The organism is Bradyrhizobium sp. (assembly GCF_049519115.1).
Classification (GTDB): domain Bacteria; phylum Pseudomonadota; class Alphaproteobacteria; order Rhizobiales; family Xanthobacteraceae; genus Bradyrhizobium.
Genome location: NZ_JBEKRB010000003.1, coordinates 17,857 through 37,234 on the forward strand (window position 1 = coordinate 17,857; position 19,378 = coordinate 37,234).

Below are 19,378 nucleotides of genomic sequence, written 5' to 3' on the forward strand. Positions count from 1 at the left end.
GCTGAGCTGGGGATGTCGCGCCCTTCTTGCAAGCTCTTGCAAAAATGCGTCAGGCAATCCCAAGCTGGGCAGCGATCGCGTTCATGGCCTTGGCCAAGGCGACGTCGCGTGCCGTCACCCCGCCGGCATCGTGGGTGGCGAGGACCACCTCGACCGTCTTGTAGACGTTGCGCCATTCCGGGTGATGGTCGCTTTTTTCGGCCACCAACGCCGCACGGCTCATGAAGCCGAAGGCTTCGTTGAAATCCTTGAACACGAAGGTGCGCTCGATCGCTTCGCGCCCCTCCACCTCTTTCCAGCCCGGCAAGCTCTTCAGCGCCGATTTACGTAGCTCAGCCGACAATCGCTCCGTCACAATGGCCTCCATGGCAGCAACCCTCAGCTATCTAACACCGAATAGCCCCCAGATGATCCGCAAAAACGGCACTCGTAACTCTTAAAAAGACGGCGCAAAATCAAAGGCATGAGCCGAAAAACGTTCCCGTCGATGGCCCATCGTCGTCGGCCTCAAGGGTAACGCCGGTAACCATGACGGCGAAGTAACTCAGGGAAAGCCACCAAATTTGCTACATTTCTGGCCTAACCGGATCGGCAGCTCCCTTGAACCTGAATTTCTCCAGATCGATGGCAAGCGGTCTCGACACGGCGCCGGCCAATCCAACGGAACCGCCGCAGGAAGGATCTCCCCGCTCCTCGGCGCGGCGGAGCATCACCCTCGTCGTGCTGGCGGCAATCCTCGCCATCATCGGTACGCTGGCCGCCGGTTACTACTTCGCCGTACGCCCGGTCACCCTGCGGATCGCGGTTGGCCCGGCCAATAGCGACGATCTCAAGGTCGTCCAGGCCTTGAGCCAGGCCTTTGTGACATCCCACAGCCAGATCCGCTTGCGGCCGATCCAGACCGACGGCGCCACCACCAGCGCCCAGATGATTGCGGACGGCAAGGCCGACCTTGCCATCGTTCGCGGCGACCTGAGCGTGCCGAAAAATGCGCAAGCGGTCGCGACCTTGCGCAAGAACGTCGCAGTGCTGTGGGTGCCGGCCACCGCGAAAGGCAAGAACAAGAAAGGCGCTGCGAAGATCACCAAGATTTCGCAGCTTGCCGGACGCCGCATCGGCGTCGTCGGCCGCACACCGGCCAATGTCGATCTGCTCAAGGTGATCTTGCAACAATATGGCGTGGACCCGAGCAAGGTCGAGGTCGTGCAGTTTCCAACCAGCGATTCGGTTGATGCGATCCGCAGCCAGAAGGCGGATGCCTATCTTGCCGCGGGGCCGGTCAACAGCAAGATTACCTCCGAGGCGATTGCAGCTTCGACCCGCGACGGCAATGCGCCTACATTCCTCGCGATCGACTCGGCGGAAGCGATTGCGCAGAATCATCCGATGTACGAGGCGTCCGAAATTCCAGCCGGCGCCTTTGGCGGCTCGCCCGATCGTCCCGAAGAAGAAGTCAAGACGATCAGCTTCTCGCACCACATCGTTGCGCGCAAGGACCTTTCGGAAACCACGGTTGCCGCCTTCACACGCCAACTCTTCGCCATCCGCCAAACGGTGATGAGCGAGTTTCCGTTGGCAGCCAAGATCGAAACGCCGGACACCGACAAGGATGCATTTGTCCCCGTGCATCCGGGAGCAGCCGCCTTTGTCGATGGCGAGGAAAAGACCTTCCTGGATCGCTACAGCGATATCATCTGGTGGAGCCTGATGGGGCTGTCGGCGATGGGCTCGATCGGTGCCTGGTTTGCCGGCTATCTGAAGAAGGACGAGCGCAGCAACAACTCGGGCTTGCGCGAACGGCTGTTGGACATGATCGCTACCGCGCGCCGCAGTGATTCGCTCGAAGAGCTCGATCTCATGCAGACGGAAGCCGACGACATCTTTCGCGACACGCTGCATCGTTTCGAGCACGGCGCCATCGCGGACGGAGCCCTGACCTCCTTCAATATCGCGCTCGGACAATTCCATCACGCGGTTGCCGACCGAAAGGCGATCCTGATGAATGCCGCGCAGAATCTGCAACGCGCGGGCGCGGCGCTGCGGGTGACCGGAACCTGAGCCACCATCCATCACGCTAAGGTGTGCAAGCGAGCGGAACGGAGTTTCCCGCGCCAAGTTTCCTCGTCATCACGGCTGAGATGAGGAGACCATCATGCGATTGAAGCTTGTAATCCCGGCGCTGGCTGTTTTGGCCACGACGCTTGCCGCCCCTGCCTATGCCCAGTCTGACCGCGTATATGGCCCGGGCTATCACGGACCTGCGATTTACGGCCCGGCCTACCGCTTCCACCGCGCCTATAACCGGGCGCCGATGGATGAACCCTTCTACAACGGCGGCTGGGTGCCGGAGAGCATTTACGATCATTCAAGAACGGGCGGCATTGACCCGAACGTCAATCCGCCGAGCTAATAAATCACGGATATCTACCCAAATAACTTCGGCAGGTCGCGTGCGGCCTGCCGATTTCATTGATCTGGTGCGCCTCCACGCGACTATCTCGCCGTCACATTGTCTTCGTAAGTATCATACGATAACGCGTATGATCGATGCGAGGCGCGCATGAAGACAGGCCTTTCCCGTGGGATCTCCCGCCGACGATTGATCCAATACGGCGCCGCCGCAGCAACCGTCGTCGCGGCGCCGCATCTCTCCCGCGCCGCTGACCGGCCGGCGGTTACCCATGGCGTTCAATCCGGCGACATCAGCGCCGATGGCGGCGTGGTCTGGGCGCGCGCCGACCGCCCCTCGCAAATGCTGGTGGAAGTCTCGACCACTGAGTCGTTTAGGGATGTTCGCGCGCTGCCGCCGATCGCAGCGCTGCCGGAAAGCGATTTCACCGCGAAGATGCTGCTCGAAAATCTTCCGGCCGGGCAGGACATTTTCTACCGCATCAAATTCCGCGACCTGTCGCATCCGGATATTTCTGGCGAAGCCGTCACCGGCCGCTTCCGCACCGCGCCGGCCGACCGCCGCAACGTCAGTTTCGTCTGGGGCGGCGACGTCGCAGGCCAGGGATGGGGCATCAATCCGGAAGACGGTGGCATGGTGAGCTTTTCAACCATGCGAAAGCACCGTCCGGATTTCCTGATCCATTCCGGCGACACCATTTACGCCGACGGCGTCTTCCCGGCCGAGGTGAAGCTATCCGACGGCAAGGTCTGGAAGAACCTCTTGATCCCGGAAAAAACCAAGGTCGCTGAGACGACCGAGGAATTCCGCGCCGCGCACAAGTATAATTTTCTCGACGACAACGTTCGCGCCTTCAACGCCGAGGTACCGATCTTCGTGCAGTGGGACGATCACGAGGTGACCAACAACTGGTCGGCATCGAAACAATTGCCGGCGGCCTACAAAGTGCGCGACATCAATCTGCTTGCAGCTCGCGCCTCCCGCGCCTTCCACGAGATGTATCCCTTACGCGAAAGCATCACAGAGCCCGGACGGGTCTACCGCACGATCAATTACGGCCCGCACCTCGATGTCTTCATGCTCGATGAACGCAGTTACCGCGGGCCCAATGGCGCTAATCTGCAAGAGACCTACGGCCCCGACGCCTACTTCCTCGGACCCGATCAATTGGCCTGGCTCAAGCGAAGCCTCGCGAACTCCAGAGCGACCTGGAAGGTGATCGCTTCCGACATGCCGCTCAGCCTCATCGTCTACGACGATTACGCCAGCAAAAAAGGCTCGGAAGCGTTTGCGCAAGGAGACGGCCCGCCACGCGGCCGCGAACTCGAAATCGCCGACCTCCTGACCTTCATCAAGGCCTCACACATCAACAACACCGTGTGGCTGACGGCCGACGTGCATTATGCGGCCGCGCATTTCTACAATCCCGACAAGGCCCAGTTTCAGGACTTCACGCCGTTCTGGGAATTCGTCGCCGGCCCCTTGCATGCCGGAACAGGCTCGCAGAACGAACTCGACAATACGTTCGGGCCTGAGGTGAAGTTTGCCAAGGCAGCCCCTGCCGGCGTGATCCTGTCACCGTCCGACAACATGCAGTTTTTCGGTCACGTCCAGATTGAGGGCGCAACCGGGCAAATGACGATCACCTTGCGCGACCGTACCGACGCTGCGTTGTGGTCGACGAAGCTCGATCCCGAATCGATATAACACTCAGGCGGGCGTAGCCTGTCACGGCGCGCCGCGTCCGGCCGCGGCGTCTTTTAATACAGCCTCCAGCGCATCGCTCGTGCACGGTTTCGGCAGTCTCGGCTTGTTGGCGAGCGCCGCGGGAAGCGCGACGTCAGTCGAGTAGCCGGTGACAAAGGCAAAGGGAATGCCGAGCGGCTCCAACCGTTCGGCGACCGCAAAACTCTTCTCGCGCACCAATCCGATATCCAGCAGCACGAAATCCGGCGCGCGCTCGTCGATGAATTGAAGCGCGCGGCTCACGCTGCCCGCGGTGCGGACGGTCTTCACGCCGAAGCGAAGAAGCGTGTCCTCGAAATCGAGCGCGATAATCGGATCATCCTCGACAATGAGGACATCGTCAGGAACGCCACCACTCGACACATCGACCATCGCGATAACAATAGTTCCCGCTGGAGCCATGAGTTCCGACAGAACTGTTCTGCCGGACACGCAATGGAGGGGCTGCCCCTTGTTCCCCGCATGAAACCACCACATCGCGCAATCGTTGTCTGTGCACTTGTGCACGGAACTGCGGAGCCCTCGTCGGTATTGTGGGAGCCCGAGAGGGACATGGAACATGGCAAGAGTGGTTTACCGATGATCTCACAGGGACGGCCCAGCCGCACCAGCGATCGGCCTAACAACAATCTGCTGCGACGGCTCAGCGAGCCGGATTTCGCGCTGATCGCGCCGCATCTCGCGGCGGAGACGGCGGATTCCGACGACCTGCTCTATAATCCCGGCGATGACGTCAACACCGTCCACTTCCCCTGCGACGCGAGCCTTGCCTCCTATCTCGTCTCCAATGAAGACGGCCGCGACGTCGAGACGATTCTGGTCGGACGCGAGGGCGCGGTCGGCGGGATCGTGAGTCTTGGCTACCTGCCCGCTTACACGCGAATTACGGTCAAGTTCGGCGGACCGTTCGTGCGTCTGCCGATCGGCAAACTCGACGCGGCCAAGACGACGTCGGCTTCGCTCCGCAATGTGTTTGCGCGCTATGCCGACTGCCTGCTCGCGCAGATGTTTCAGTCGACCGCCTGCAATGCGATTCATTCGATCGAGCAGCGAACCGCGAAGTGGATCATCTCGGCGATGGAGCGCACCGATGGCTCCAACATCGTACCCCTGACCCATGAGCAGCTGGCGACGCTGCTGGGTGTCGGCCGCAGCTATACCAGCCGGGTAATCCAGACCTTCAAGGCGGAGGGAATTGTGGAGACCCGCCGTGGCTCGATCTTGATCCGCGACCCGGAAAGGCTGCATTTGCGCGCCTGCCAATGTAACGAATCTGTCAAAAATCACTTCGAACAGGTACTGCGGGGGGTCTATCCGGCCGAGGCTGTCCAATAGCGGCTGTAAACGCATCATTTTGGGCCGAATCGGCTAACCAAATTGCAAATAACGCATTGTTTTTCGGCGATTCCTGACTATATTGCGCCGCAGTAAAGGTACTGCCCGGTCCTCTTGGCCGGGCTTCCTTTTTGGGCGCTTAAGCGCCCAATCAAACTCCAGGGTTTCAAGCGTGATCCGGAAAAGTCGGTCCCGGTTTTCCGGCGAGATCGCGCTCTCTTATTGTCTGACGCAGAAGAAGCAAAAATGAACCTTCGCAACGTCGCCATCATCGCCCACGTCGACCACGGCAAGACCACGCTGGTCGATCGCCTGCTGCAGCAGTCCGGCACCTATCGTGAAAACCAGCGCGTGGTCGAGCGCGCGATGGATTCCAACGATCTGGAACGCGAGCGCGGCATCACGATCCTGGCCAAGGCCGCCTCCGTTCAGTGGAAAGGTACCCGCATCAACATCGTGGACACGCCGGGCCATGCCGATTTCGGCGGCGAGGTCGAACGCATCCTCAACATGGTGGACGGCGCGCTGGTGCTGGTGGACGCGGCCGAGGGCCCGTTGCCGCAGACCAAATTCGTGGTCTCCAAAGCGCTCAAGGTCGGCCTGAAGCCGATCGTCGTCATCAACAAGGTGGACCGCCCGGACGCGCGGCCGACCGAAGTTATCAACGAGGTGTTCGACCTGTTCGCAGCACTGGATGCGAGCGAAGAGCAGCTCGATTTTCCGATTCTCTACGGCTCGGCCAAACAAGGCTGGATGGCGGAAAGCCCTGAGGGTCCGAAGGACAAGGGCATGCAGCCTTTGTTCGACCTGATCGAGCGCCATGTCGCGCCGCCGATCGTCGAAGAAGGGCCGTTCCGGATGATCGGCACCATCCTGGAAGCCAATCCCTATCTCGGCCGCATTATCACCGGCCGCATCACCTCGGGCTCGATCAAGCCGAACCAGGCCGTCAAAGTGCTGGGCGGCGACGGCAAGCTGATTGAGACCGGACGCATCACAAAAATCATTGCCTTCCGCGGCATCGAGCGCACGCCGCTCGATGAAGCCGAAGCTGGCGACATCGTCGCTATTGCCGGCCTGACCAAGGGCACGGTGGCTGACACCTTCTGCGATCCCAGCGTGGATACGCCCCTGAAGGCGCAGCCGATCGATCCGCCCACGGTATCGATGTCGTTCATCGTCAACAATTCGCCGCTTGCGGGCACCGAGGGCGACAAGGTGACGAGCCGCATGATCCGCGACCGCCTGCTGCGCGAGGCCGAGGGCAATGTGGCGCTGCGCGTCACCGAGGCCGACGACAAGGATTCCATGGAAGTCTCTGGCCGCGGCGAATTGCAGCTCGCGATCCTGATCGAGACCATGCGCCGCGAGGGCTTCGAGCTCTCGGTGTCGCGTCCGCGCGTCGTGCTGAAAAAGGACGAAGCGACCGGCGACTGGCAGGAGCCGATCGAGGAAGTCGTGATCGACGTCGACGAGGAGCATTCCGGCGTCGTGGTACAGAAGATGAGCGAGCGCAAGGCCGAGATGATCGAGATGCGCCCCTCCGGCGGCAATCGGCTGCGGCTGGTGTTTTACGCGCCGACCCGCGGCTTGATCGGCTATCAGGGCGAACTGCTCACCGACACCCGCGGCACCGCGATCATGAACCGCCTGTTCCACGGCTATGCGGCCTACAAGGGCGAAATCCAGGGCCGCCGCAATGGTGTCCTGATCTCGAACGATCAGGGCGAGGCGGTGGCTTATGCGATGTTCAAGCTGGAAGATCGCGGCCCGATGATGATCGAGCCCGGCTGGAAGGTCTACAAGGGCATGATCGTTGGCGAGCATACCCGCGACAACGATCTCGAAATCAACGTCCTCAAAGGCAAGCAGCTCACCAACATCCGCACCACGTCCAAGGACGAAGCAGTGCGCCTCACCCCGCCGATCAGGATGACGCTGGAAAAGGCGCTGGCCTATATCGAGGACGACGAGCTGGTCGAGGTGACGCCGAAGTCGATCCGCCTGCGCAAGAAGTTCCTCGATCCGAACGAGCGCAAGCGCGCGGAAAAGTCCAAGCAGGCGGTAGCGTAGGCCAATTTATCTGTCATGCCCCGCTTCGAGCGGGGCATCCAGTACGCCGCGGCTGTCGGCTCAATAATGAAGGTCTCTAGATACTGGATCACCCGCTTTCGCGGGTGATGACATCTGCGATTTGGCTGGTTCAAGCTCGTTGTCGGACATGCTAGAGCCCTGTCCATGATGTCCCTCCCTTCTTCCATCGATGTCGCGATCATCGGCGCCGGCGCTGCGGGCCTCGGTACCGCGCATGCCCTGAAGAATTCCGGCCGCTCCGTGATCGTGCTGGAAGCGCGCGACCGCGTCGGCGGTCGCGGCCACACCATCCAGGCCGCGCCGAACGTGACCTTCGATCTCGGCTGCGGCTGGCTGCATTCTGCCGATCGGAACGCATTCGTTAAAATCGCTGACGAGCTCAATTTCGAGATTGACCGAACGCTGCCGCCGTGGCGCGAGCGCGGCTATGGCAAATCGTTTCCCCCGGAAGAACGCGCCGAATTCTTCCGCGCGCTCGATGAATTCTTTGAGCGCATCGAGAAAGCGGCTCAAAGCGGCCGCGATAGTCCAGCGAACCTTTATCTCGAAAAAGGCAATCGCTGGAATCCAATGATTGATGCGATCTCCTCCTACATCAATGGCTGCGAGACCGATCGGCTTTCGATCCTCGATTTCGACGCTTACGAAGACACTGGCATCAACTGGCGGGTGCGGCGCGGCTATGGCGCGTTGATGGCGGCCTATGGCGCCTCACTGCCGCTCGCGCTCGATTGCCAGGTCACGCTGATCGACCATTCCGCAAAGCGCCTGCGCATCGAGACGTCAAAAGGTACGCTGACGGCCGACAAGGTGATCGTCACCGTGCCGACCAATCTGATCGCGGACGAAGCGATCCGTTTCTCGCCAGCATTGCCGGAGAAGGTCGACGCCGCGCGCGGCCTGCCGCTGGGCCTCGCCGACAAGGTGATGCTGGCACTCGACGAGCCTGAACTCTTGCCGGCCGATGGCAATCTGCGCGGCGCGACCATGCGCACCGAAATGGGGACGTACCATCTGCGTCCGTTCGCCCAGCCCTGCATCGAAGGTTTTTTCGGTGGAAAGTTTGCGCAAGAACTGGAAGACGCCGGCGACGGCGCGATTGCGGCGCGGGCAATCGACGAGATCGTCTCCTTCCTCGGCAATGATTTTCGCCGCCGGTTGAGGCCGCTGAAGGAATCGCGCTGGGCGCATGATCCCTTCGCCCGCGGTTCCTATTCGCATGCGCTGCCGGGACACGCCGGCAAACGCGCCGTGCTCGCCGCGCCGGTCGATGGCCGGCTGTTCTTTGCGGGTGAAGCGACCTCGCCGCACTTTTTCTCCACCGCCCACGGTGCGCATGATTCCGGAGAGAGGGCAGCGCGGGAAGTGATGGCGGCGCTGTCATTTCGGGACCGCGCGTAGCAACAGATTTGTGACATCGAGATCCCGGGTCCGCCTCTGATAAGGCGCCCCGGTATGACGCCTTCGGCGTCACTCCATCACCCTCCCCTTCACATCTTCATCCGGCACAAAGCACGCATCGTATCTTCCGAAAATCCGGTAGCGGTTTTTCGCGACGAGATTGTAGACCGCGTTACGCAGCCGCTTCGGCACGGTAAACAGCCCGTGTGTCCAGCGCCAGCCCGGCAGATTCGAAAGCACGGTCAAGGCCGCGTCGGATTTGAAATGCGCTACGCCGCCATGGATGACGGCGTTGGTGTCGGGATCATCGGGATCGATGCCGAAGGTTTGCGCGAGGCGCGAGCCATAAGCCGACTGGATCGCGGTAAAGCGAAAGCGTTTCGCTTTGTCGCGCGTCGCGATGAAACGAATCCAGCGCGAGCAGAACACACAAACCCCATCATAGAGAATCACGTCGTCATCGGGCCAACTGCTCATGGCTTTTTCGCCCGTGCCGGCGATTGCGGCTGCCCCTTCAGCACGCGATCGAGTTCGCCCGCCGCCAGTTTGACGCCGTTCTCGGTCTCGGCCATCCAGTGGCCTTCGCCGTCATAGGCAGGCAGCACGCGGAAGTCGACCTTGCCGCCACCGGCGCGAAACGCATCCGCCAGTTTTCGCGAGACGTCCGGCGAGAAATAGCTGTCATTGGCCGCGACCAGCCAACTGACGGGAATGCGCGCGCCATGGCCGAATTCGCCCGCAGCCGCGAGCAAGGTATGCGGCGCGCAAATCTGATTAGGAAAGTCGTTGGCGTGGCCGCCCCGGCCGGGCGCAAAGACGATGATCGAGGAGACTTCAGCCGGATCGGCATTGGCCAGCGCCAGTGCGCCCCATCCTCCGGCGGAGTGGCCGACAACCACCGTGCCGTCGCGACGGATAAAGGGTTGCGCGCGCAGATAGGTCAGGGCCGCGGATATTTCTTGGGCCGTCGCGCGTCCTGAACGGGCATAGTCGGCTTCATCGCAGCCGTGCTGGTCCTCCAGGTATTTACCACCGGTTGCGCCATGGCCCGGACGTTCCGGCACCAGCACGGCGAACCCCCGCGCCACCAGAAACGACGCCAGGGTGCGGTATTCCGGCTGCGGCATTTGCGCGCGAAGCAGTACGTTCTGGGTGGACGCATGCGCGATGACCGCCAGCCGAAACGGGCCTTCGCCGGAGGGGCGAAACAACAAAGCGTGAGATGCGACGTCAGGATCGGGCGAGGGCACCAGCCAGGCTTGCGCCCGATTGGGTTCGGCTTCCGCACCTTTCGGCCCAAACGGGCTTTGTGCGGCGGCGGCTACCATCCACAGCACAACCATCACAACGCTTGCGAAAAACGCCCGAAACGAAGGCATCGAACCCCCATCAAGTCGTTGCAAAACGAACTTCCCCGGTATCGTTCACGGCGAATCAAATCACCGGGCACAGTCCCGTGACCGCTAACGTTAAGAACCTTCGCGGGAGGCGTCCATTCCAGCGAATCTGCCGGCCAAACGGCTTTGGCATGTCCGCTTTCGGCACAGGTCGGCGCCGACTGATGCAGAAAATCCACAGGTTAACCGATAATTAACGATAGACCTTGATGCCGGCCCGCTGACTTGCTTTGATCGGAGTCATGAGCACAACCCTTATCGAGGTCCGACCGGCCAAGGCTGCTGACGCGGTCGCGGTGGCTTCCACCCACGACGAAGCATGGCGGGCGGCCTACCAGGGCATCATCCCCGGCGCGGAGCTGGAGAAGCTGATCAACCGCCGCGGCCCGCATTGGTGGGACTCGGCGATTCGGAAAGGCAGCCGTGTCAGCGTGCTCGTGTTCGGCGACAAGGTCGCCGGCTACGCCAATTATGGGCGGAACCGGGCCCGCAGCCTGCATTTCGAAGGCGAAATCTACGAGCTTTATCTGCGGCCGGAATTCCAGGGTCTCGGTTTCGGTCGCCGGCTGTTTTCGGCCGCGCGGCGTGATCTCGTGCAGAGCGGCCTGAAGAGCATGGTGATCTGGGCGCTTTCCGACAACGAGGCCGCGACCGAATTCTATCGCGCGTTGGGCGGCCGCATGGTGGCGCGCTCGTCGGAAAAGTTCGGGCCGAAGTCACTCGACAAGGTCGCCTTCGCCTGGACCAATTGATCGAGGCGACTATCGTACCGTCTGGTTAAGACCGGCGTTTACGCATTAAAGATTTTGCCCAAACAATCAGCTGAGCGTAGCCGCTCTCTGGCATAGATTGGCGCCGTCATGCTGAAGTCACCTGGAGCCGTTCATGCGTATTGAAGCGATCTCAATCGGCGTCGATCCGCCGCGCGAGGTCAACGTCGTCATCGAAGTGCCGGTCGGCGGCGAGCCGATCAAATATGAACTCGACAAGGAAGCCGGTACGCTGGTCGTCGATCGCTTTCTGTATACGGCGATGCGCTATCCCGGCAATTACGGCTTCATTCCGCACACGCTCTCCAACGACGGCGACCCTTGCGACGTTCTCGTCGCCAACACCCGCGCCATCGTTCCTGGCGCGGTGATGAGCGTGCGCCCGGTCGGTGTGCTCCTGATGGAAGACGAAGCCGGCGGCGACGAAAAGATCATCGCGGTGCCGTCATCGAAACTGACGCAGCGCTACGACAAGGTGAAGACCTATAGCGACCTGCCGGATATCACCTTGCAGCAGATCCAGCACTTCTTCGAACACTACAAGGACCTCGAACCGAAGAAATGGGTAAAGGTGCTGCGCTGGGGTAACGCCGAGGATGCCCATCAGTTGATTGCGGAAGGCATCGCGCGGGCGAAGGGGAAATAGGTTTCCTCTGTCGTTCCGGGGCGCGAGCTTGGCGAGCGAACTACGGCGCGCACTTGCGCACCTGAGAACCTCGAGATTCCCCGATGTGCAATTGCACATCGGAGTTCGATGCCAACGCATCGCCCGAAATGACAGTTCAAACACTCGGCTTCGGCAAACCCGCGATTGCGCAGGCCGCGCGCAAGGTGTTGACCAGCAGACACGCCACCGTCATCTGGCCGACGCCGCCCGGCACCGGCGTGATGGCGCCTGCGACTTGCGACACCTCGGCAAAGGCGACGTCACCTACAAGGCGCGTCTTGTTGTCGGCGGCCGGCAGCCGGTTGATGCCGACATCGATCACGGTTGCACCCGGCTTGATCCAGTCGCCGCGCACCATCTCGGGCCGGCCAACGGCGGCGTAAACCAGATCGGCGCGGGCGCACAGCGATTTGAGGTCGCGCGAGCGTGAATGCGCAATCGTCACCGTGGCGTTTTCGTTGAGCAGCAGTTGCACCAGTGGCCGGCCGACGAGGTTGGAGCGGCCGATCACGATCGCATTCATGCCTTCGAGCGAGGCGTGCACACTCTTGCTTAGGATAATGCAGCCGAGCGGCGTGCAGGGCGAGAGCGCCGCAAACCCGCCGGCGAGCCGGCCGGCATTGTTCGGATGCAGCCCATCGACATCCTTGGCGGGATCGATCGCATTGACGACGGCTTCGGTGCTCAGGGTCTTCGGCAGCGGCAATTGCACGAGGATGCCGTGCACCAGCGGATCGCGGTTAAGCCGCGCGATCAGCGCCAGCAAATCGGCCTCTGCGACATCCTCCGGCAGCACATGTTCGAACGAGGCCATGCCGGCTTCCTGCGACTGCTTGTGCTTGGAGCGGACATAGACCTGGCTCGCGGGAGCCTGGCCGACCAGCACCACGGCGAGCCCCGGCGTCAAGTCGTTGTCACGCTTGACCCGCGCCACCTCACCGGCGACTCGCGCGCGCAACTCCGCCGCGATCCGCTTTCCATCGATGATCTGCGCTACCATCCCGCTCTCACCCTTTCGTCATGCGTCCGTAGCCGCGGTCAGTTTTCGTAAAATTTCGCCAAGCCGCGCTGGATCGCCCTCAATGCTCACCTGCTTGAGACGCGACGTCACCCCGGCCGTAATTCGCACAGCCGCCTTGGGCACGCGAAGCGCTTTTGCCAGCAATTCCGTCACCGCGCGATTGGCTTCCCCGCCTTCGGCAATGGCGCGGACCCGCACTTTGACCACAGTGCGGCCATTCGCGAGCGTCTCGACGCCGTCGATGTCGTCTCGGCCGCCGCGCGGGGTCACGCGCAAGGGGATGCTGACGCCTTGGGTCGAGTAACGCCAAGGGTCAGCCATCCAGGCTCGCGATCAGAAAACGACCGGATAGATGTAGTACTGGATCACCCGCTGAATGAACATGATGAGCAGGATCAGGATGATCGGCGAGATGTCGAGGCCGCCCAGATTGGGCATGAAGGAGCGGATCGGCGCCAGCAGCGGCTCGGTGATCCGGTACAGAAACTCCGCGACAGCCGACACGAACGGGTTGCGCGTGTTGACGACATTGAAGGCGATCAGCCAGGACAGAATGGCGGAAGCGATCAGCAACCAGACATAAAGATCCAGAACGATAAGAACGATGTCGAGGACGGCACGCATGGCGGGGCTGCTCGCAAAGGTCGGTCGGCGGGATTGGCCAGCTTGCTAAATATCGGTTCCGTCAGGGGCAAACAAGGGAAGTTCCCGGGAAAAGGCCTGAAAAACAACGATTTCGCCGTTCTTGACTTGGCCTTGGCGCGGATTGTAAATGGCGCCGAATGTCGGCCGTTTCCTGCTTATCAACGCGGCGACATTTCACCAGACGATCTGGGGCCATAGCTCAGCTGGGAGAGCGCGTCGTTCGCAATGACGAGGTCGGCGGTTCGATCCCGCCTGGCTCCACCAGCCTTCGCAGGCTACGTCTGCTTCGGTTAGGCGAGCCGGATTGCGGCGAAGGCTGCCACGCCATAGCCCGAAGGGCGAAGGCGGGCTTCCAACAATTTCGGTAGAAGAGACGTAAGGCGCCCTACTCCGCCGCTTCCGCCATCGTCACTTCCGGCGCGCGGCTCAGCCAGCCATCAAGAAAATGCTTCAGCCAGGCGCGTTCGACGACGTCGTAGCAGGCGCGCCCGGCAAAGTGCTGGTGGCGCGGATGGGCGCCGGGCATGTCCAGACGTTCGGCGCTGCACGTCGTCCAGCGGCACATCATCGCGTAGGTCACGTCGGGATGAAATTGAAAGCCGAAAGCATTTCCGGAGCGAAATGCCTGCACGGGGAAGTCACCGCCTTCCGCCAATAGCTCGCTGCCTTTAGGAAGCTCGAATCCTTCGCGGTGCCAATGATAGACCTGATCGGGCCAGTGCGCGCAGACCTTCAGTCCGGCCGGTGTGGAGCGGATCGGATAATAGCCCATCTCGACTCGGCCATGGGCATGCGGCGCCACGCGGGCGCCGAGGTGCATGGCGAGCATCTGTGCGCCAAGGCAAATTCCGAGATACGGCCGCTGTTCGATTAGCGGCACCCCAATCCAGTCGATCTCGCGACGCACATAGTCGTCCGGATCGTTGGCGCTCATGGGCCCGCCGAAAATGACGGCGCCGGCATGCTCGACAAGCGTTTCCGGCAGGGCGTCGCCGAACCGGGGCCGCCTGATGTCGAGTGGATGACCGAGCGAGCGCAGCGCGTTACCGATCCGGCCGGGTATCGAGGCTTGCTGGTGCAGGACGATCAGGACCGGCGGAAGCGAGGGGCGCGCTGACCAGGGCTCGGCCACGACGGGTGCGGCATCATGCGCAAGATTGGTTGTGGCGGAAGGCGGCATCGACGCTTCTTCGGACCCTTCAAGCCTGCGACAATACCCAACCGATCGTTAATTTCGGGTGAGTTGGCCTTGTTAGCGTTGGCGCGTCTGAAAGCGTGCGACGGCCGACAGGATGAATCCGCGCGGAAACAGCCGCAGCACGAACGGCAGGATCTTGATGCCGAGGCCAGGCAGCACCGCGCGCTTGTTGGCCATCAGGCCGCGATAGGCTTCCTTTGCGACATCGGCGGCGGACACGTTGAGCACGGCCGAATCGAAACCGGGTTCATAGCCCGCGCGGGTCTGAAATTCCGACGGCACCGGACCCGGACACAGCGCGGTAACGCGGACACCGCTCGGCCCCAACTCCCCGCGCAACGCCTCGGTGAACGACAACACATAGGCTTTGGAGGCGTAATAAACCGCCATGCCCGGCCCCGGCAGGAAGCTCGCGATCGAGGCGACGTTGAGGAGCCCGCCGCGGTTTCGGACCAGATGATCGGCAAATCGCAGCGACAGATCGGTCAGAGCGCGGATGTTGACCGCGATCATCGCCAGTTGCTCGTTGCGGTCGAGCTGGATGGCGCGGCCGAACAGACCGAAGCCCGCATTGTTGACGAGGAATTCGACTTCAACGCCCTCAGCAACCAGAGCGGCGGCGATCTTGTCGCCGGCGTCCGCTTGTTCCAGATCGCAAGAAATAACAATGGGAGCGCGTGAACCTTTGGCGGCGATTTCCGCGGCCAGCACCTGCAACCGGTCAGCCCGTCGCGCCACCATCGCGACGCGATGACCGTTGGAAGCAAAGACCCGTACCAGCTCAGTGCCGATCCCCGCCGAAGCTCCCGTAATCAGCGTCACCCGCTCAGTCACGATCTTTCTTGCCCGCCGATAATACCAACCCGAGCCTACGGCTTAGGCGGGATACAGGGCGCCTGCAAGCGTTTCGGAACCTTCGCGAGACGCAATCCGGCGGAAAACAACGCAGGCGCGCAAGAGACGGGCGACCGTGGTCATGGGGCACCGCCTACATTAAAATTCCTTCATCTGACCGAAAGGTAAGCCTGTCTGCCGGAAGGCCAAACCGGCCCCCCGGACACGAGGCCTAGCGGCCTCTAGCTTTCCGAAACCGGGGCTGACTGCCTGGCGGCAACGCGGTGCTTGAGATCGATCCGGTCGCGGGAAGATACCCCCATTAAATCGGCGGCGCGCCAGACGACATTGTCCTCGAACTCGCTGACCTGACCGTCGGCGTAGACCAGCTCCCACATCATCTCGACGATGCGCAGCCGCCCGGCATCGTCGATCGAGCGCATGATGACACTGGTGAAATGATAGAGATCGACGGCCTCGCCCTCGACCAGCGTCGCGGACGCGATCAACTTGTCGGCCGTCCCCCGATCGAGCCCGAAGCTGCTTTCGATCAGGCTGTGAAGTTTGCGCTTTTCGGCGTCCGACGGTTCGCCATCCAGCGAAATAACGTGGACCAGCAGCGCGGTCGCGGCGAGACGATAGCCGGTATCGTCGAGGCCACTGGGATCATGGGCTGGGGAAATAACGTCGGCGATGAATTGGCGCAGTCCGTCGAGCATTCAATGATCTCTAAATCGCTTCGCTGAAACCTATATGGCGTGGAACGTGAACCCGCGCAATCGGCGCGCGTTCCGGATACTTATTACCTTTCGGCAATATTACCCCGTCATCCTGCGGCAAACGCGAGGCGTTTGCGCAATGGAGCGGAGCTGCGACACTGCTCCTAGGGTATTTCGTATACCATCACCTTGTCGGAGATTCCGCGCAGCGCCGCTTCCTTCTGGATCGGCTTGATCGCACGCTCCCGCAGAAGCGCCGATACCGCGGGCAATTCGACCACGCGACCGGTAACGTGGATCGACTGCGACGTCGCCAGCCCCTGAACGCGCGCCGCGATGTTGACGGTCTGGCCGAAATAATCCTGCCGCTCGTTGAGCATCACCGCCAGGCATGGGCCCTCATGAATGCCGATCTTGACCACCAGGTCATCGGTGCCGCGCTCGGCATTGAGTGCGTCCATGGCCGCGCGCATCCGCAAGCCGGCGATAATCGCGTGCTCCGGCTTGACGAAGGTCGCCATCACGGCATCGCCGATGGTTTTCACCACGGCGCCCTTCTCCGAGGCAATGATGCCGAGCAGCGCCCTAAAGTGCGCGCGCACCAGATCGAACGCGGCCAGGTCGCCGACGCGCTCATAGAGCGCCGTCGAACCCTTCAGGTCGGTGAACAGGAAGGTCAGTGAGGTAATCTTCAGGCGTTGATCGATGTCGAGGTTGTCGGCCTTGAACACGTCGCGGAAGGTCTGGTTGGACAGCATCCGCTTGGCGGTGAGAAACGGCCGGCGCCGGCCGAGCATGGCATGAAGTCCCTCGCCCGCGATAAACACGGTCGGCAGCGTTCGCACGCCGGCCTGATTGTCGAGCGCAAGCCGCAAGGGCCCCGGACGCATGGTGATGGACCCGGTCGGCGGGTGCGATTTATTGAAGACCAGCGAAAGCTGCTGGCGCTCTTTGGTCGGCTCGCCCTGCACGTCGATGAAATGCGCCGAATGCGTCACCGGCTCGAACGCGATGATGAATTGCGGCGGCAACTGCAACGACAGCAAGGCCCGCTCGCCTGCCGGAAGCTCCAGCGAATCCAGCGCCACCTCCTCGGTGAGCGCATCAAACGTCGTCTTGTCGAGATCGATCCCCGAACTCCAGAACACCTGCTTGTAATACTCCCACAGCGGCAGCGTGTTCGGATCGTGGGCGGCAATGCGCCGGACCTTGGGACTGACGGTAAAGGCCACCTCGACCTGTTCGTCGACGGAAGGCTCATAGCCGCAGGCGCAAAGGCCGCAATGGTAATCGTCGCTGCGCAGGGATTTCAGCGTATCATGCGCATCGAGCACCCCGCTGCAGCCGGGGCAGAGCACGTTCCAGGTGAGATCGAACAGCCCGAGCCGCGAGGCGTGCAAGAACCCCGAGATCACCTGCTCCTCGTCGAAACCGTTTTGCCTGGAGAAATCCAGTACGTTGATGCGGTTGAGTTCGTGGTCTTCGCCGTGCTCGATGAGACGAGCAATGGCGTTCGCGACCGCCGGATCGGCGGTCTTTCTCAGCACGGAAAACTGGGCCTCCAATTCGCTCATGATTTTGGCCCCAAGCGCGGCAAGCCTGTCAGCGCGGCGTGATCTGGAACATCGGCGAGCGATTCGGTTGCGTGGTCACCACGCCGACCGGCATTACCGGGTCCTTGTCAAGAAGTGTGACGCGGAAGGCGGCGATGATCCTGGCCAGCACCAACGTCGCCTCCACGAGCGCGAAATGCGCGCCGATGCAAACCCGGGCCCCGACGCCGAACGGCAAATAGGCGAAGCGATCGGGCGGCGGCGCCGGCGGCAGGAAACGCTCCGGCACAAAGGTATTCGGATCGCGCCAGAGTTTTTCGTGGCGATGCAACAGCCATGGCGCGATCAGGATCACGTCGTGCTTCTTGATCGGAATACCCGCGACCTCGTCGTTGCCGGCAGCCGCGCGCGCGATCAGAAACGCCGGCGGATAAAGCCGCATGGTTTCGTCGACGACGGCACGGGTGAATTTCAACCGATCGAGATCGGCCTCGCCATCGGCCAATACCTGCCGCGCCTCGGCTGCCAGTTGCTCCTGCGCGACCGGATCGAGCGCCAGCAGATACAGCGCCCAGAACAAAGCGGTGGCGGTGGTTTCATGGCCGGCGAGAATCATGGTCGCGACCTGATCGCCGAGTTGCGCTTCGCTGAAGGCCTCATTGGTTTCGGGATCGCGCGCCGCGTTCATCAGATCGAACAGATCGCGTGCCGGCGCCCCCTCCTGCTTTCCGGCCGCGCGCCGCTCCGCCATCAGCATGCCGATGAACTGCGTCCATCGTTTTCGGAAACGCGCCCGCGGAAAATCCCGCGGCGTCGGCCAATTTAGCGGCAATATCAGATCGAGAAAACTCGGCTTTGCCAGCTGGTTCGCATATTCCATGACGAAGTCGCGCAATGTCGCGCCGTGACGCTCCATTCCGAACGAAAACATCGTACGGCCGGCGATCTCGAGTGTCATGTGCTGCATGATCTCGCGCAGATCGACAGCGCGGCCATCGCCACGCCGCAGGTTCGCGATCGTCTCATCGGTCACCGCAACCATGTGCGGAATCAGGGTTGTCACCGCGCGCGGCGTGAAAGCCGGCGCCAGCGTGCGCCGCTGATGTTTCCAGGCCCGGCCCTCGGCGATCAGAAGCCCCTCGCCGAGCATCGGGCGCAGCACGCGCAGACCGGCGGGTGTGCGGGAATAGTTCTCGTAATTGTCGACCAGTACGTGGCGGATCGCATCCGGCCCGTTGAGGATGAAGCTCGAACGCAGGAAAAAGAAGCTGCCGCGGACGACGTCATCCTCGTAGGCACGCTGGCCCCAGGTCCCGATCGCGCTTTCGCGCATCGCGGCGAGCCGCTGCAGCGCCGTCATGTTTTCGGGCGCGCGGGGTGGACTTGGAGGTATCAGCCGCCGGCGCGTGGCCGGGATATCCCAGGCTTCGGCTATGCTCACGGACGTCGTCCTTGCAGCCCTCCCAGACGGGCAAATCCCGTCCGGACCACGATCATATCAGCTCCGGAATCCGGGCGCCATGAAGGCGCGTGTTCCGGGCTCAGCGGCCGACAGCGCATTGTGACAGCCGGATAAAGTTGGGTATTT

The 19,378-nt window shown here is 61.9% G+C and carries 20 protein-coding genes and 1 tRNA gene; 9 read left to right on the forward strand and 12 right to left on the reverse strand.

Going from position 1 to position 19,378, the window contains the following annotated elements:
- Positions 1-49 precede the first annotated feature (49 nt).
- On the reverse strand, positions 50-367 hold the full coding sequence (locus ABSE61_RS03465; RefSeq protein ID WP_423869676.1) for a 4a-hydroxytetrahydrobiopterin dehydratase: 318 nt from the start codon (positions 365-367) through the stop codon (positions 50-52).
- A gap of 257 nt (positions 368-624) precedes the next feature.
- Between ABSE61_RS03465 and ABSE61_RS03470 the strand changes: the two genes are divergently transcribed.
- From ABSE61_RS03470 to ABSE61_RS03480, 3 genes are all read left to right on the forward strand, one after another.
- Positions 625-2,058, forward strand: coding sequence for a TAXI family TRAP transporter solute-binding subunit (locus ABSE61_RS03470; protein ID WP_423869965.1), 1,434 nt, complete (start codon positions 625-627; stop codon positions 2,056-2,058).
- A gap of 94 nt (positions 2,059-2,152) precedes the next feature.
- On the forward strand, positions 2,153-2,410 hold the full coding sequence (locus ABSE61_RS03475) for a hypothetical protein (RefSeq protein WP_423869677.1): 258 nt from the start codon (positions 2,153-2,155) through the stop codon (positions 2,408-2,410).
- A 150-nt stretch (positions 2,411-2,560) separates the two neighbouring features.
- Entirely contained in the window at positions 2,561-4,117 is a 1,557-nt protein-coding gene (locus tag ABSE61_RS03480) for an alkaline phosphatase D family protein (protein WP_423869678.1), read from the forward strand.
- Between the two features lie 21 nt (positions 4,118-4,138).
- On the opposite strand, the gene ABSE61_RS03485 is transcribed toward ABSE61_RS03480, so the two are convergent.
- Positions 4,139-4,558 (reverse strand): response regulator, encoded by a 420-nt coding sequence (locus ABSE61_RS03485; protein ID WP_423869679.1) that lies wholly within the window; start codon positions 4,556-4,558, stop codon positions 4,139-4,141.
- A 177-nt stretch (positions 4,559-4,735) separates the two neighbouring features.
- Here ABSE61_RS03485 and ABSE61_RS03490 point away from each other — a divergent pair, with 177 nt between their 5' ends.
- From ABSE61_RS03490 to ABSE61_RS03500, 3 genes are all read left to right on the forward strand, one after another.
- Complete coding sequence (locus ABSE61_RS03490; RefSeq protein ID WP_423869966.1) at positions 4,736-5,491, forward strand: Crp/Fnr family transcriptional regulator; 756 nt, start codon at positions 4,736-4,738, stop codon at positions 5,489-5,491.
- 246 nt (positions 5,492-5,737) lie between these two features.
- Positions 5,738-7,564 (forward strand): translational GTPase TypA, encoded by a 1,827-nt coding sequence (gene typA / locus ABSE61_RS03495; protein ID WP_423869680.1) that lies wholly within the window; start codon positions 5,738-5,740, stop codon positions 7,562-7,564.
- 165 nt (positions 7,565-7,729) lie between these two features.
- On the forward strand, positions 7,730-8,986 hold the full coding sequence (locus tag ABSE61_RS03500) for a flavin monoamine oxidase family protein (protein WP_423869681.1): 1,257 nt from the start codon (positions 7,730-7,732) through the stop codon (positions 8,984-8,986).
- Positions 8,987-9,055: 69 nt separating this feature from the next.
- On the opposite strand, the gene ABSE61_RS03505 is transcribed toward ABSE61_RS03500, so the two are convergent.
- Together ABSE61_RS03505 and ABSE61_RS03510 are read right to left on the reverse strand one after the other, a co-directional pair.
- A complete protein-coding gene (locus ABSE61_RS03505; RefSeq protein WP_423869682.1) occupies positions 9,056-9,463 on the reverse strand; it encodes a thiol-disulfide oxidoreductase DCC family protein in 408 nt (135 codons plus the stop codon).
- Positions 9,460-10,365, reverse strand: coding sequence for an alpha/beta hydrolase family protein (locus ABSE61_RS03510; protein WP_423869683.1), 906 nt, complete (start codon positions 10,363-10,365; stop codon positions 9,460-9,462). Before ABSE61_RS03510 ends, ABSE61_RS03505 begins: the two co-directional genes overlap by 4 nt.
- 260 nt (positions 10,366-10,625) lie before the next feature.
- On the opposite strand from ABSE61_RS03510, the gene ABSE61_RS03515 reads away from it, so the two are divergent.
- Positions 10,626-11,135: a GNAT family N-acetyltransferase gene (locus ABSE61_RS03515; protein WP_423869684.1), complete on the forward strand. Its 510-nt coding sequence runs from the start codon at positions 10,626-10,628 to the stop codon at positions 11,133-11,135.
- 133 nt (positions 11,136-11,268) lie between these two features.
- Positions 11,269-11,799 (forward strand): inorganic diphosphatase, encoded by a 531-nt coding sequence (gene ppa, locus ABSE61_RS03520; RefSeq protein WP_423869685.1) that lies wholly within the window; start codon positions 11,269-11,271, stop codon positions 11,797-11,799.
- Between the two features lie 136 nt (positions 11,800-11,935).
- Here ppa and folD read toward each other — a convergent pair whose 3' ends face one another.
- From folD to ABSE61_RS03535, 3 genes are read right to left on the reverse strand one after another with little or no spacing between them, the layout of a single operon-like run.
- Entirely contained in the window at positions 11,936-12,820 is an 885-nt protein-coding gene (folD, locus tag ABSE61_RS03525; RefSeq protein ID WP_423869686.1) for a bifunctional methylenetetrahydrofolate dehydrogenase/methenyltetrahydrofolate cyclohydrolase FolD, read from the reverse strand.
- Positions 12,821-12,838: 18 nt separating this feature from the next.
- A complete protein-coding gene (locus tag ABSE61_RS03530) occupies positions 12,839-13,162 on the reverse strand; it encodes a DUF167 domain-containing protein (protein WP_423869687.1) in 324 nt (107 codons plus the stop codon).
- A 12-nt stretch (positions 13,163-13,174) separates the two neighbouring features.
- Entirely contained in the window at positions 13,175-13,465 is a 291-nt protein-coding gene (locus ABSE61_RS03535) for a YggT family protein (RefSeq protein WP_423869688.1), read from the reverse strand.
- A 209-nt stretch (positions 13,466-13,674) separates the two neighbouring features.
- Here ABSE61_RS03535 and ABSE61_RS03540 point away from each other — a divergent pair.
- Positions 13,675-13,750 (forward strand) — tRNA-Ala (locus tag ABSE61_RS03540).
- Between the two features lie 121 nt (positions 13,751-13,871).
- On the opposite strand, the gene ABSE61_RS03545 is transcribed toward ABSE61_RS03540, so the two are convergent.
- From ABSE61_RS03545 to ABSE61_RS03565, 5 genes are all read right to left on the reverse strand, one after another.
- A complete protein-coding gene (locus tag ABSE61_RS03545; protein WP_423869689.1) occupies positions 13,872-14,666 on the reverse strand; it encodes a glutamine amidotransferase in 795 nt (264 codons plus the stop codon).
- Positions 14,667-14,738: 72 nt separating this feature from the next.
- Positions 14,739-15,518, reverse strand: a complete 780-nt coding sequence (locus ABSE61_RS03550) for an SDR family NAD(P)-dependent oxidoreductase (protein WP_423869690.1) — start codon at positions 15,516-15,518, stop codon at positions 14,739-14,741.
- Between the two features lie 242 nt (positions 15,519-15,760).
- Positions 15,761-16,237, reverse strand: coding sequence for a tellurite resistance TerB family protein (locus ABSE61_RS03555; RefSeq protein WP_423869691.1), 477 nt, complete (start codon positions 16,235-16,237; stop codon positions 15,761-15,763).
- A gap of 164 nt (positions 16,238-16,401) precedes the next feature.
- Positions 16,402-17,811 carry an adenylate/guanylate cyclase domain-containing protein gene (locus tag ABSE61_RS03560; protein WP_423869692.1) on the reverse strand — a complete coding sequence of 470 codons (1,410 nt, stop codon included), beginning with the start codon at positions 17,809-17,811 and terminating at the stop codon, positions 16,402-16,404.
- A gap of 28 nt (positions 17,812-17,839) precedes the next feature.
- A complete protein-coding gene (locus tag ABSE61_RS03565; RefSeq protein WP_423869693.1) occupies positions 17,840-19,231 on the reverse strand; it encodes a cytochrome P450 in 1,392 nt (463 codons plus the stop codon).
- Positions 19,232-19,378 lie beyond the last annotated feature (147 nt).